Annotated in this window: 13 protein-coding genes and 1 pseudogene; 6 read left to right on the forward strand and 8 right to left on the reverse strand. The window is 71.3% G+C overall.

Annotation, left to right across the window (positions count from 1 at the left end):
* Window positions 1-225, reverse strand: a pseudogene (locus M878_RS48940) (PucR family transcriptional regulator); the annotation flags it as partial.
* 103 nt (window positions 226-328) lie between these two features.
* Here M878_RS48940 and M878_RS75820 point away from each other — a divergent pair.
* Genes M878_RS75820 through M878_RS75830 form a run of 3 tightly spaced genes read left to right on the forward strand, consistent with a single transcriptional unit; the run spans window position 329 to window position 3,023 of the window.
* Window positions 329-1,093, forward strand: coding sequence for a chorismate synthase (locus M878_RS75820; RefSeq protein ID WP_031225830.1), 765 nt, complete (start codon window positions 329-331; stop codon window positions 1,091-1,093).
* Window positions 1,090-2,199 (forward strand): o-succinylbenzoate synthase, encoded by a 1,110-nt coding sequence (menC, locus tag M878_RS75825; protein ID WP_023550171.1) that lies wholly within the window; start codon window positions 1,090-1,092, stop codon window positions 2,197-2,199. Before M878_RS75820 ends, menC begins: the two co-directional genes overlap by 4 nt.
* Before the next feature lie 32 nt (window positions 2,200-2,231).
* Window positions 2,232-3,023 (forward strand): S16 family serine protease, encoded by a 792-nt coding sequence (locus tag M878_RS75830; RefSeq protein ID WP_023550172.1) that lies wholly within the window; start codon window positions 2,232-2,234, stop codon window positions 3,021-3,023.
* 18 nt (window positions 3,024-3,041) lie between these two features.
* Here M878_RS75830 and M878_RS75835 read toward each other — a convergent pair whose 3' ends face one another.
* The 5 genes from M878_RS75835 to M878_RS75855 all read right to left on the reverse strand — a co-directional run bounded on the left by M878_RS75835 (window position 3,042) and on the right by M878_RS75855 (window position 7,292).
* On the reverse strand, window positions 3,042-3,995 hold the full coding sequence (locus M878_RS75835; protein ID WP_031225832.1) for a glycine betaine ABC transporter substrate-binding protein: 954 nt from the start codon (window positions 3,993-3,995) through the stop codon (window positions 3,042-3,044).
* Window positions 3,992-4,846: an ABC transporter permease gene (locus tag M878_RS75840; RefSeq protein ID WP_023550174.1), complete on the reverse strand. Its 855-nt coding sequence runs from the start codon at window positions 4,844-4,846 to the stop codon at window positions 3,992-3,994. The genes M878_RS75835 and M878_RS75840 overlap by 4 nt, the downstream gene beginning before the upstream one ends.
* Entirely contained in the window at window positions 4,843-6,105 is a 1,263-nt protein-coding gene (locus M878_RS75845; RefSeq protein WP_023550175.1) for a betaine/proline/choline family ABC transporter ATP-binding protein, read from the reverse strand. The genes M878_RS75840 and M878_RS75845 overlap by 4 nt, the downstream gene beginning before the upstream one ends.
* Complete coding sequence (locus M878_RS75850; RefSeq protein WP_023550176.1) at window positions 6,098-6,745, reverse strand: ABC transporter permease; 648 nt, start codon at window positions 6,743-6,745, stop codon at window positions 6,098-6,100. The genes M878_RS75845 and M878_RS75850 overlap by 8 nt, the downstream gene beginning before the upstream one ends.
* Before the next feature lie 67 nt (window positions 6,746-6,812).
* Window positions 6,813-7,292, reverse strand: a complete 480-nt coding sequence (locus tag M878_RS75855) for an Lrp/AsnC family transcriptional regulator (RefSeq protein WP_023550177.1) — start codon at window positions 7,290-7,292, stop codon at window positions 6,813-6,815.
* A gap of 122 nt (window positions 7,293-7,414) precedes the next feature.
* Between M878_RS75855 and hppD the strand changes: the two genes are divergently transcribed.
* Entirely contained in the window at window positions 7,415-8,560 is a 1,146-nt protein-coding gene (hppD, locus tag M878_RS75860) for a 4-hydroxyphenylpyruvate dioxygenase (protein ID WP_023550178.1), read from the forward strand.
* Window positions 8,561-8,564: 4 nt separating this feature from the next.
* On the opposite strand, the gene M878_RS75865 is transcribed toward hppD, so the two are convergent.
* On the reverse strand, window positions 8,565-10,049 hold the full coding sequence (locus M878_RS75865; protein WP_023550179.1) for a tetratricopeptide repeat protein: 1,485 nt from the start codon (window positions 10,047-10,049) through the stop codon (window positions 8,565-8,567).
* Window positions 10,050-10,140: 91 nt separating this feature from the next.
* Here M878_RS75865 and M878_RS75870 point away from each other — a divergent pair, with 91 nt between their 5' ends.
* Window positions 10,141-11,592, forward strand: coding sequence for an FAD-binding oxidoreductase (locus M878_RS75870; protein WP_023550180.1), 1,452 nt, complete (start codon window positions 10,141-10,143; stop codon window positions 11,590-11,592).
* A gap of 51 nt (window positions 11,593-11,643) precedes the next feature.
* On the opposite strand, the gene M878_RS75875 is transcribed toward M878_RS75870, so the two are convergent.
* Complete coding sequence (locus M878_RS75875; protein ID WP_023550181.1) at window positions 11,644-12,057, reverse strand: SsgA family sporulation/cell division regulator; 414 nt, start codon at window positions 12,055-12,057, stop codon at window positions 11,644-11,646.
* Window positions 12,058-12,320: 263 nt separating this feature from the next.
* On the opposite strand from M878_RS75875, the gene M878_RS48945 reads away from it, so the two are divergent.
* On the forward strand, window positions 12,321-12,651 hold a 331-nt coding region (locus tag M878_RS48945; RefSeq protein ID WP_031225836.1), incomplete at its 3' end, for a DUF2510 domain-containing protein.

Consider the following 12,651-nt stretch of genomic DNA (forward strand, 5'->3'; position numbering starts at 1 on the left):
CCCGGTCAGCCCGGCCTCGGCCGCCGCCCGCAGCAGCGGCCCGGCCCGGTCCGCCGGCACGCCGACCGCCAGCAGCAGCGCGCCGGGCAGCCGGGGAAGCGGGGTGTGACCGTCGTACAGCACCGCCTCCGTGACCGGTACGGCCTGTCCGGCGGGGGCCGTGTGCAGGCGCAGGGCGGGGCCGCCGACGATGTCCAGGAGGTCACCGAGAGTGCAGGCGTCCATGAAGGTCCCCCCAGCAGACTGTTGGCGGATGGTGAAACGAACCTACGCATGCCTTGGCCGCTCGCACAACACACCCGGGCCCGGCTCCTTCGAGACTCGTGCCATGACAGCAGGAGTCACCATCCGTACCGTCCACGACGTCGCCTCCCTCGCGGCCGTGGCCGACCACTTCAGCGACGTCTGGCAGACGCCCCGCACCGCCCCGCCCTATCCGGCCGAGGTCCTGCACAGCCTGGTGCACTCCGGCGGCGCGGTCCACGCGGCGTACGACGGACAGCGGCTCGCCGGGGCGTCCGTCGCCGTGCTCGGCGCCGGCAACGGCACGTACTCGCTGGTCGCCGCCGCCGAGCGAGGGCTCGGGCACGCCGTGAAGCTGGCCCAGCGGGACTGGGCCGTCGCCCTGGGCGCCCGCACCATGCGCTGGACCTTCGACCCGCTGGTCGGCCGCAACGCCCGCTTCAACCTGGTCAAGCTGGGCGCCACCGGCACCGAGTACCTGGTCGACTTCTACGGCTCCATGACCGACGGCGTGAACGACGGCGACGAGAGCGACCGGCTGACGGTGACGTGGGAGCTGGGCGCGCCGACGGCGTCGTACGACGTCGCACCCCCCGGAATCGAACCCCGTGGGCCGGTCACCGTCACCGCCCCCGACGGCGGTCCCCTCGCCCGCCGCGACGAGCGGCACATCTGGTGCCGGGTGCCGGAGGACATCGTCAAGCTGCGTGCCGCCGACCCGGCGCTGGCGCTGCGCTGGCGGCACGCGGTGCGCGAGGTGCTGCTGACGGCGTTCGCGGAGGGGTTCCGGGCCACCGGGATGTCCCGTGACGGCTGGTACACGCTCACCCTTGGGGAGGCCGGGGCATGAAGCTGGAGCGCGTCGAGATCGTGCACGTGGCGATCCCGCTGGTCACCCCGTTCCGTACGTCCTTCGGGACGATGACGACGAAGGACACCTTCCTCCTCCATGTCGTCACGGACGTGGCCGAGGGCTGGTCGGAGTTCGCCGCCGACCCCGAGCCGCTGTACTGCTCGGAGTTCGTCGCCGGCGCCGAGATCGTGCTGCGCGACTTCCTGATCCCGCGCATGGCCGCCCTCCCGCACCTCACCACGGCCGCGCTCGCGCCGGCCCTGGCGAAGATCAAGGGCCACGAGCTGGCGAAGGCGGCCCTGGAGACGGCTCTGCTGGACGCCGAGCTGCGGTCGTACGGCATGCCGCTCGCGACGTATCTGGGCGCTGTACGGGACCGGGTGCCGGCCGGGGTGTCGGTCGGCATCAAGAACTCGGTCCCGGAGCTGCTGGACGACGTCGAGCGCTATCTCGCCCAGGGCTATGTCCGGATCAAGCTGAAGATCGAACCGGGCTGGGACGTGGAGCCGGTGCGGGCGGTCCGGGAGCGTTTCGGCGCGTCGCTGCCGCTCCAGGTCGACGCCAACACCGCCTACACCCTCGCGGACGCCGAGCAGCTGCGGCGGCTGGACGAGTTCGGGCTGCTGCTGATCGAGGAGCCGCTGGAGGAGAACAACCTGCACGCCCACGCCCGGCTCCAGCAGCGGCTGCGGACGCCGGTCTGCCTGGACGAGTCCCTGCACCACGCGCGCGACACCGCCGCCGCGATCGCGCTGGACGCCTGCCGGGTGGTGAACGTCAAACCCGCCCGGGTCGGCGGCTATCTGGAGGCCCGCCGGGTCCACGACGTGGCGCACGCGCACGGCGTCCCGGTGTGGTGCGGCGGCATGCTGGAGACGGGCATCGGCCGGGCCCCCAATCTGGCCCTGGCGGCCCTGCCCGGCTGCACCCTCCCGGGGGACACCTCCGCCTCCGCCCGCTATTTCGCCGAGGACATCACCGAGCCGTTCGTCCTGGTGGACGGCCACCTGCCGGTTCCGGCCGGCCCCGGAATCGGCATCGCGCCCCTGCCGGACGCGCTGCGCCGGTTCACCCGGGAGCGACGGGACCTGTACGCGGCATAAGGCACGGGCAGTGGTCACGTTAGATTGATGTCGTGCTCTCTCGTCTCACGCGTTCCCAGGCCGTAGCCGTCTGTGCGCTGCCCGTCGTGGCCCTGCTGGCCACGGCGGCGTTCGCGCCGCTGCCGTTCGCTGTGGCCCAGCCCGGGATGACGGCGGACGTGCTCGGCGCGAACAAGGGCACCCAGGTGATCACCGTCTCCGGCGCGACCGCCCGCAGGACCAGCGGTCAGCTGCGGATGGTCACGATCGTGGCGACCGGTCCGGACACCAAGGTGACCTTCGGTGATGTGTTCCACGACTGGTTCCGCACCGACCGGGCCGTCATGCCGCACGACGCCGTCTATCCCAGCGGCAACACCGTCAAGGAGATCGAGCAGCACAACGTGGCGCAGATGCGGCAGTCCCAGGACGCCGCGACCCAGGCGGCGCTGAAGTACCTCGGGCTGAGCGCCGACAAGGTCAAGGTCACGCTGAAGCTCGCCGACGTGGGCGGGCCGAGTGCGGGTCTGCTGTTCACCCTGGGGATCATCGACAAGCTGCACGGCGACGGCAGCGGCGGCGACCTCACCGGTGGCCGTGTCATCGCCGGTACGGGCACCATCGACGCGGACGGCAAGGTCGGCGCGGTCGGCGGTGTGGCCCTGAAGACGCAGGCCGCCCGCCGGGACGGGGCGACCGTCTTCCTGGTGCCGCAGGCCGAGTGCGCCGACGCCAAGGCGGACCTCCCGAAGAACCTCCGCCTGATCCCGGTCACCACCCTGAAGGGCGCGGTGAACTCCCTGGTGGCCCTGGAGAAGGGCAGGGGCTCGATCCCGAGCTGCTGAGCACCCACGGCCGGTTCCCTACTTCACGAACCCCTGCTGCTTCATCCAGTCCAGGGCCACCTGGTGCGGATCCTGGCCGGCCACGTCCACCTCGGCGTTCAGTGTCCGTGCCACCGTGTTGTCCAGCTTCTTCGTGATGGGCTCGATGACGCTCGCGATGGCCGGCCACTTCTGCAGGACCTTGGTGTTGATCACGGGAGCGGCGTTGTAGTCGGGGAAGAACTTCCTGTCGTCCTCCATCACCGCCAGGTTCATCGACCTGATGCGCCCGTCGGTGGTGAACACCTCCCCGTAGGTGCACCTCCCCTTGGCGACCTGTGTGTAGATGATCCCGGTGTCCATCTGCGTGACGTTCTTCGCGGGCACGCTCATCCCGTACGCCTTCTCCAGACCGGGCAGCCCGTCGGCCCGGTTGGCGAACTCGCCCTCCACGCACAGGGTGACGGCGCCCGGGTCCTTCTTGGCCAGCGCGGCCACCTGCGAGAGGGTCCGGGTGCCGTACTTCTTGAAGGTGGCCTGGTTCATGGCCAGCGCGTAGGTGTTGTTCAGCTGGGCCCGCGGCAGCCAGGTCAGGCCGTTCCCCAGGTCGGCGTTCCGCACCGCCTGCCACTGCTGCTCCGGGTCGGGGATCGGGTGGCTGTTGCCCTGGTACGTGATCCAGGCGGTGCCCGTGTACTCGTACATGGCGTCCGCTGCCCCGCTCTTCACCGCCTCCCGTGCGCCGATCGACCCCTGGATGCCGGTGCGGTCCAGCACGTCCGCGCCGGCCGCCTGGAAGGCGATCCCCATGATCGCGCCGAGGATCAGCTGCTCGGTGAACTCCTTGGCCGTGACGGTGAGATGGGCTCCCTTCAGCGGCTCGCCCGCTCCGACCGAGCCGGGCCTGACGGCGTCGGCCATGGGGGAGCCGCTGGTCAGCCCGCAGCCGGACACCAGCACCCCAGCCACCAGCAGGCATGCGCCGCGTCTCATGTGCGCACCTCCAGGCCGCGCGGTCGCAGCAGCACCTCCGCCAGCGAGGCGAGCCAGTCCACCAGCAGGGCCAGCGCCACGGTGAGGACCGAGCCGAGCACCAGCACCGGCATGCGCTGCGTGGTGATGCCGGTGGTGATCAGCACACCCAGGCCGCCGCCTCCGCCGAAGGTCGCCAGGGTCGCCGTACCGACGTTGAGGACGAGGGCGGTTCTGACGCCTGCGAGGATCAGCGGGACCGCGAGCGGGAGTTCGACCTTGGCGAGCACACCGAGCGGGGACATGCCGATGCCGCGGGCCGCCTCCAGCAGGGTCGGGTCGTTGGCCTTGAGACCCGCGATGGTGTTGGACAGGACCGGCAGGATCGCGTAGATGATGATGCCGATCAGGGCCGCCCTGACGCCGACGCCGAGCCAGATGACCAGCAGGGCCAGCAGGCCGATCGCCGGGGTCGCCTGGCCCGTGTTGGCGAAGGCCATCGCCACCGGGGCGGCGCCGCTGAAGGCCCGCCGGGTGAGCACGACGCCCAGCGGGATCGCGATGATCAGCACGAAGAACGTGGAGATCACCGTCAGCTCCACATGCTGCCAGAGCGCCTTGGAGACCTGCCCGCCCGACAACGCGTTGCGCGAGATCGTGTCCAGGTGCGCCTGCCGGAACCACAGCCAGGTCGCCAGGAGTACGGCCGCCAGGAAGGCGGGCAGGACCGTCAGCCGCGGCCAGGACAGGCGCCGGGCGGGCGGGCGCGGGGCCGACGGCGGGGCCTCCTGCTCCGCCTCGCCCTCGTCACGGAAGGCCAGCCCCTTGACCTCGTGCTCGCCCTCGGGCCGCTGCCGCCGCTCGGTGCTCACGCCTTCGTCACCCCTCCGGAGCCCTCCTGCTCGAAGTGCGTCTGCTGGGCGCGCGCCTCCTCCAGTTCGTGCTGCGCCTCCATCGCCTCGAAACGGTCGGCTTCCAGCAGCTCGTGCACGGAGTTCATCAGGGTCTCCATGTCGACCACGCCGATGTACTCGCCGCGCCGCCCGGTCACCGCGACGCGGCCCGCGTTGTCCGTCAGCACGGCCTCCAGCGCGTCCCTGAGGGTCGCGTCCCGGGTCACCGTGTCGTGCACCAGCGTGCCCGCGCGGGCCAGCGAGCCCCGGGCCCGCATCAGGTCGCCGCGGCGCAGCCACTTGTAGGGGCGGCGGCGCTTGTCGAGGAGCAGGATCTCGTTCGTGCCGCTGGCCCGGATCACGGTGAAGATCTCCTGGAGCGGGGTCTCCACGGTCACCGTCGGGTACTCCCGCATCTCCACGTCCCGCACCCGGGTCAGGTTCAGCCGCTTCAGGGCCGCGCCCGCGCCGACGAAACCGGAGACGAAGTCGTCGGCCGGGTTGGTGAGGATCGCCTCCGGGGTGTCGAACTGGGCGATGTGCGAGCGTTCGCGCAGGACGGCGATCCGGTCGCCCAACTTGATCGCCTCGTCGAAGTCGTGGGTGACGAACACGATCGTCTTGTGCAGTTCGTGCTGGAGCCGGATCAGCTCGTCCTGGAGGTGATCGCGGGTGATCGGGTCGACCGCGCCGAACGGCTCGTCCATCAGCAGCACCGGCGGATCGGCCGCCAACGCCCGTGCCACGCCCACCCGTTGCTGCTGGCCGCCGGAGAGCTGGCGCGGATAACGGCCGTGGAACTCGCCCGCGTCGAGCCCGACGAGGTCGAGCAGCTCCTCGACCCGGGACCGGATCCGCGCCTTCGGCCAGCCGATCATCTTCGGTACGAGGGCGATGTTCTGGGCGACGGTCATGTGCGGGAAGAGACCGGCCGACTGGATGGCGTACCCCACCTTGCGGCGCAGCTTCACCGGGTCGATGTCGGTGACGTCCTCGCCGTCGATGCGGATACGGCCGCCGGTCGGTTCGATCAGCCGGTTGATCATCTTGAGCGTCGTGGACTTGCCGCAGCCGGACGGGCCGACGAAGATGACCGTCTCGCCCGCCTTGATCTCCATGCTCACGTTGTCCACGGCCGGCTGCTGACTGCCCGGATACCGCTTGGTCAGGTTCTCCAGCTCGATGGACGCGCCATGCGCGGCCGTCGCTGACGCCGTCGCCGTCGTCGTCTCAGACACGGATCCCCCTGGGAATGGTCAGCCGCCCGATCAGGACGTACCCGGCGTCGAAGAGGAGCGCGAGGATGATGATCCCGAGCGTGCCCGCGAGCACCTGGTTCAGCGCGTTCTTGCTGCCCAGGGAGGCGAGCCCGCGGAAGATCTCGTTGCCCAGGCCCGGCCCGGAGGCGTAGGCGGCGATCGCGGCGATGCCCATCAGCATCTGCGTGGAGACCCGGATGCCGGTCAGGATCGGCGGCCAGGCCAGCGGCAGTTCCACCCGCACCAGCCGCATCGGACGGGACATGCCGATGCCGCGAGCCGCGTCCACCAGCGTCGGGTCGACCCCGCGCAGCCCCACGATCGCGTTCCGCACGATCGGCAGCAGCCCGTACAGCGTCAGCGAGACCACCGTGGGCGGCACGCCCAGGCCGACGACCGGGATGAGCAGACCGATCATCGCGAGCGAGGGGATGGTGAGGATGGTCGAGGTGGCGGTGGTGGCGAGGTTGCCCGCCCAGTCGGAGCGATAGGTGACCACCCCGATCAGCACGCCGATGACGGTCGCCAGGACCATGCACTGGAAGACCGCGCTGGCGTGCTGAGAGGCGTCCGCGAGCAGCTGCTGGTGACGATTGCCCAGGTACTCCCAGAAGTTCACCGGCTCACCCCGGATCGGCCCGCGTCCCTTTTCCTGCGTTTTTCCTGCGTTTCCTACATCCCTTTTCCTACGTTTCTTTCGCGTCCTGGGCGGCCTGTTCCACCAGGGGGATGATCCGCAGCGGAACGGGGTTCTCCATGACGATCGTCGTGGAGGCCCGGACGATGCCATCAAAACCGACAACCCGGTCGATCACCCGTTGAAGATCGGCGTTCGAGCGGGCCACCAGCCGGCACAGCATGTCCCCGCTTCCGGTGGTGGTCAGCAGCTCCAGCACCTCCGGCACGGTCGCCAAGTGCGCCCGCACATCGGGCCCTTGACCCTGCCGGATCTGCAGCGTGGCGAAGGCCGTCACCGGATATCCGAGGGCCGCCGGATCCACCTGCGGACCGAATCCGCGGATGACTCCATTCGACTGAAGCCGGTCCAGACGCGCCTGCACCGTGCCCCGCGCGACCCCCAGCCGCCGGGACATCTCCAGCACGCCGATGCGCGGCTCCCGGGCGAGGAGCACGATGATCCGCCCGTCCAGATGATCGATCGCCACAGCACCTCCAGGGATGGTCATCCTGTACAGAAAGACCGCCGACACGCTCGTACCACTGTGCAGATTGCCCAGTGAGTACGCGAACTATTGCGCACCTTGCAGAGCGGGGCCACGCTGCCGCCATGACGCAGACCACACACCACACCCCCGACACCGCACGGCAGGCCGACCCCTTCCCGGTCAAGGGCATGGACGCGGTCGTCTTCGCCGTGGGCAACGCCAAGCAGGCGGCGCACTACTACTCCACCGCCTTCGGCATGCAGCTGGTCGCCTACTCCGGACCGGAGAACGGCAGCCGCGAGACCGCCAGCTATGTGCTCGAGAACGGCTCCGCCCGGTTCGTCTTCACCTCGGTGATCAAGCCGAGCACCGACTGGGGCCGCTTCCTCGCCCGCCATGTGGCCGAGCACGGCGACGGCGTCATCGACCTGGCCATCGAGGTCCCGGACGCGCGCGCCGCCCACGCCTACGCCGTCGAGCACGGCGCCCGTTCGGTCGCCGAGCCGTACGAGCTGAAGGACGAGCACGGCACCGTCGTCCTCGCCGCGATCGCCACCTACGGCGAGACCCGCCACACCCTGGTCGACCGCTCCGGCTACGACGGCCCCTACCTGCCCGGCTTCGTCCCCGCCCAGCCGATGGTCGAACCGCCCGCCCGGCGCACCTTCCAGGCCATCGACCACTGCGTCGGCAACGTCGAACTCGGCAGGATGAACGAGTGGGTGGCCTTCTACAACAAGGTCATGGGCTTCACGAACATGAAGGAGTTCGTGGGCGACGACATCGCGACCGAGTACAGCGCGCTGATGTCGAAGGTCGTCGCGGACGGCACCCTGAAGGTCAAGTTCCCGATCAACGAGCCCGCGATCGCCAAGAAGAAGTCCCAGATCGACGAGTACCTGGAGTTCTACGGCGGGGCCGGCGTCCAGCACGTCGCGCTGAACACCAACGACATCGTGCAGACGGTCCGCACCATGCGCGCCGCCGGCGTCGAGTTCCTCAACACGCCCGACTCCTACTACGACACCCTCGGCGAGTGGGTCGGCGACACCCGGGTGCCCATCGAGACCCTGCGCGAGCTGAGGATCCTCGCCGACCGTGACGAGGACGGCTACCTGCTGCAGATCTTCACCAAGCCGGTCCAGGACCGCCCGACCGTCTTCTTCGAGATCATCGAACGCCACGGCTCCATGGGCTTCGGCAAGGGCAACTTCAAGGCGTTGTTCGAGGCGATCGAGCGGGAACAGGCCAAGCGCGGGAATCTGTAGGGCCTTACGGGGTCCCGCCGGGCGGCGGCTCGTCGGGTACGTCGCCCAGCGCCCGCAACGCCGCGACTGCCGCGGGCGCCCTCAGGGGTGAGAAGTACGGGTTGATGCGGAGGGCCTCCTGGAGGTGGCGGCGGGACACGGCCGGCAGGTCCAGGTCCTGTTCGATCAGGGCCCGGTGGAACGCGTACAGGGCACTGCGGACGCCCCCCTTGGAGGTGTCCGTCGCGGCCTTGGCGTAGGTCAGCGCCTCCTTGTCGTCGCCGGCCCGGTGCAGTGCCCAGCCGAGTGCGTCGGCCACCTCGGTGCCCGGCTGGCGCCGCCACTCCGCCCGCAGGCGCGTCGCGGCCTCCCGCGGGTTCCCGTGGTCGGCCTCGAACTGGCCGATCAGCAGGTCCTCGTCGACCCCGGCCGCCACCTCCCGCCGTACCAGCGCCTTCACCCGCTCGTACTGCTCCCGGGCCGGCGCGGCCATGCCGCGCGCCTCGTACAGCTCGCCCAGTTCATAGGCGTCGCGCGGGCTCGGGTGCCGGGCGAGCGCCGTCCGGTACGCGGCGAACGCCGCCTCCGTGCGGCCCAGCGCGGCCAGCGCCCGGCCCCGCCCGGCCTGTGCCGCCGGCTGGTCGGGATCGAGGCGTACGGCCGCCTCGTAGTGCCGCAGCGCGTCCTGCGGGTCCCCGCGGTCCCAGGCCAGCTGCCCGAGCCCGGTCATGCAGGCGGCCTGCTCGGCCGGGGTGCCGGCGGCGGCCGCCGCGTCGGTCAGCTGGGCCACCGCGTCCTCGCGCCAGCCCCGGTCCTCGTACACCGCCGACGCCCGGGCCATCACCACGGGCCGGGCCGCCGCATCGGTGTGCAGCCCCAGCAGGTTGTCCAGGGCGGTCCGGGCCGCCTGGTAGTCGCCGAGCCCGGTGTAGGCGTCGATCAACTGCGGATACGCCGTCCACCGGTTCGGCGCCGCCTTCAGCGCCTGCTCGCCGTACTCCTTCGCCGCCGGAAAGTCCCGGCGCGCGAGCGCGAGCGCGGCCATCCCCTCCAGCGCCTCGCTGTTCGCCGCCTGCGCCCCCAGAGACGTCCGCAGCGCCTGCTCGGCCCGCGGAAAGTCCTCCGGGTCGGCCGCCCGCCGCCCCCGCTCCACATATGCGCGGCCCCGCACGGCCCACGCCCGCGCGTCCCGGGGCTGCGCCCGCACCCGCCGCTCCTGCTGGGCGACGAACGCCGTCAGCCGCGGCAGCGCGACCGGCACCCCCGAGGTCACCGCCGTCAGCGTCTGTGCCTGTGTCCGTGCCTGCGCCTGCGCACCGGCGGACGGCGGCCGGACCGCCTGGTGCGGCCGCTCTTCGGACAGCATCAGCCCCAGACCCGCGACGACACCGCCGGCCAGCGCCGCCACCAGCACCCGGCGCAGCCACCGCCGGGCGCGCCGCGGCGCGGGCGGCTCGGCGAGCAGGGACGCACCCGGCACGCGCACTCGGTTGTCCATGGCCCTGTCCATGGCCTCACTGTGCGTCAATACGACGAGCTGATCCGGGCGGCCCAAGGCAGGCATGGATGGGGTTCACACCGATGGGCGCGAGTGCCAAGCTGTGATCATGAGCCGTATCGAAGCGCCTCGCTCCGAAGACACCGCAGAGACAAGAGACACCGCGGAGACGAGAGACACCGCGGAGACGAGCGGTCTCACCGACCGGCTCCTGGCCGGCCTGCCCGCCGAGGCCGTCCTGACCGACCCCGACGTCACCGCCTCCTACGCCCATGACATGGCCAGCTTCTGCCCGGCCGGCGCGCCCGCCGTGGTCGTGCTGCCCCGCACGGTCGAGCAGGTCCAGCACGTCATGCGCATCGCCACCGAGCTACGCGTCCCGGTCGTCCCGCAGGGCGCCCGCTCCGGACTGTCCGGCGCGGCCAACGCCACCGACGGCTGCATCGTGCTGTCCCTGACCAGGATGGACCGCATCCTGGAGATCAGCCCCGTCGACCGGATCGCCGTGGTCGAACCGGGTGTGATCAACGCGGCTCTCTCCCGCGCGGTCGAGGAACACGGCCTGTACTACCCGCCGGACCCCTCCAGCTGGGAGATGTGCACGATCGGCGGCAACATCGGCACGGCGTCCGGCGGCCTGTGCTGCGTCAAGTACGGCGTGACCGCCGAGTACGTCCTCGGCCTGGACGTCGTCCTCGCCGACGGCCGCCTGATGTCCACCGGCCGCCGTACGGCGAAGGGCGTGGCGGGCTATGACCTCACCCGGCTCTTCGTCGGCTCCGAGGGCTCCCTCGGCATCGTCGTACGGGCCGTGCTCGCCCTGAGGCCCAAGCCGCCGCAGCAGCTGGTGCTGGCCGCCGAGTTCCCCTCCGCCGCGGCCGCCTGCGACGCCGTCTGCCGGATCATGGAGGGCGGTCACGTCCCCTCCCTCCTCGAACTGATGGACCGTACGACCGTCAAGGCGGTGAACGACCTCGCCCGCATGGGCCTGCCGGAGACCACCGAGTCGCTGCTGCTGGCCGCCTTCGACACCCCGGCCCCGGCCGCCGACCTCGCCGCCGTCGGCGCCCTGTGCGAGGCCGCCGGCGCCACCCAGGTCGTCCCGGCCGAGGACGCGGCCGAGTCCGAGCTCCTCCTCCAGGCCCGGCGGCTCTCGCTGACCGCGCTGGAGGCGGTCAAGGGCACGACGATGATCGACGACGTGTGCGTGCCCCGCTCGAAGCTCGGCGAGATGCTGGAGGGCGTCGAGCGCATCGCCGGGAAATACCGGCTGACCATCGGGGTCTGCGCCCACGCCGGCGACGGCAACACCCACCCCACTGTCTGCTTCGACGCCCAGGACGAGGACGAGTCCCGGCGGGCCCGTGAGTCCTTCGACGAGATCATGGCCCTCGGCCTGGAGCTGGGCGGCACCATCACCGGCGAACACGGCGTCGGCGTGCTGAAGAAGGAGTGGCTGGCCCGGGAGATCGGCCCGGTCGGGGTGGAGATGCAGCGGGCCGTGAAGCACGCCTTCGATCCGCTGGGCATCCTCAACCCGGGAAAGGTCCTCTGAAGCCCGGGCCGGGTCCTCCGAGCCCTCGGTACGGCCGCTCACCGCGGCCCCTCACTGGGCGAGCAGCTGGTCGAGCGCGTCGTCGATGCCCAGTTGCCCGCCCTCCGTTCCGGGCGGCACCGCTCGCAGCGTCCGCTCCAGCCAGGCCGACACCTGCGGGATCGGCGCCTCCAGCAGCGCGTCCCCGTCCGGCGAGCTGAGCGCCATCAGCACGACGCTGCGCCCGTCCACCTTCGTCGGCCACACCCGCACATCCCCTTGCCCGCACGGCCGGAACACCCCCTCGACCAGCAGGTCCCGGGCGAACGTCCAGTTGACGGGCGACTCGGAGTTGATGTGAAACATGATGTGGACGGCGTACGGATCGTCGGAGCGGTAGCTCAGCCGGGCCGGTACCGGGATGCTGCGCTCCGGCGACAGGATGAGCCTCAGTTCCAGCTCGCGTTCCACCACGGTGTGCTCCATGACCTGCGTTCCTTTCCTCGTCTGCGCTGGTCGGGGCCGTTCGGAACGGTCCCGCACCAGGGGAGAGCGGGCAGGGGCCGGTCCATTACGCGGGTTCGGAGAAGTTTTTTCGCGGACCTGGCGGACCCGGCGGACCTGTGAGAGCGGGGTACGGGGTTGCCCGGAAAGGAGTGGGTCCTGCGGGACTGGCGCTGCGGACTGCCCGGGTCTGATAGATGTGGAGACCCCTATTCCCACCCCCGAGCAGATACGGGACGACGGACATGAGCGCCCCAACCCCGGCCCCAGGTGACGACAGGCCCCGCGAGGGCTACTACCCGGACCCGTCCATCCCCGGCTACGTCCGGTACTGGAACGGCGCCTCCTGGGTGCCCGGCACCAGCCGGCCGGCGCCGAAGGACGGCGAACCGCTCACCCCGCCGCCGGGGGTCCGCCCCGCGACCCCCGCGGTGGAGGAGACGGGCCCGCACTTCTTCGACGAGGACCCGGAGCCGAGCCCCGGCGGGCAGGACCGGCCCGGCGCCTGGCCCGCCGCCGGCCAGGGCGCCGGGCAACGCCCTCATGCCGGCGCCGGTGACGGCGGCGGGCGTACCG

It is taken from the genome of Streptomyces roseochromogenus subsp. oscitans DS 12.976, assembly GCF_000497445.1.
Taxonomy (GTDB): domain Bacteria; phylum Actinomycetota; class Actinomycetes; order Streptomycetales; family Streptomycetaceae; genus Streptomyces; species Streptomyces oscitans.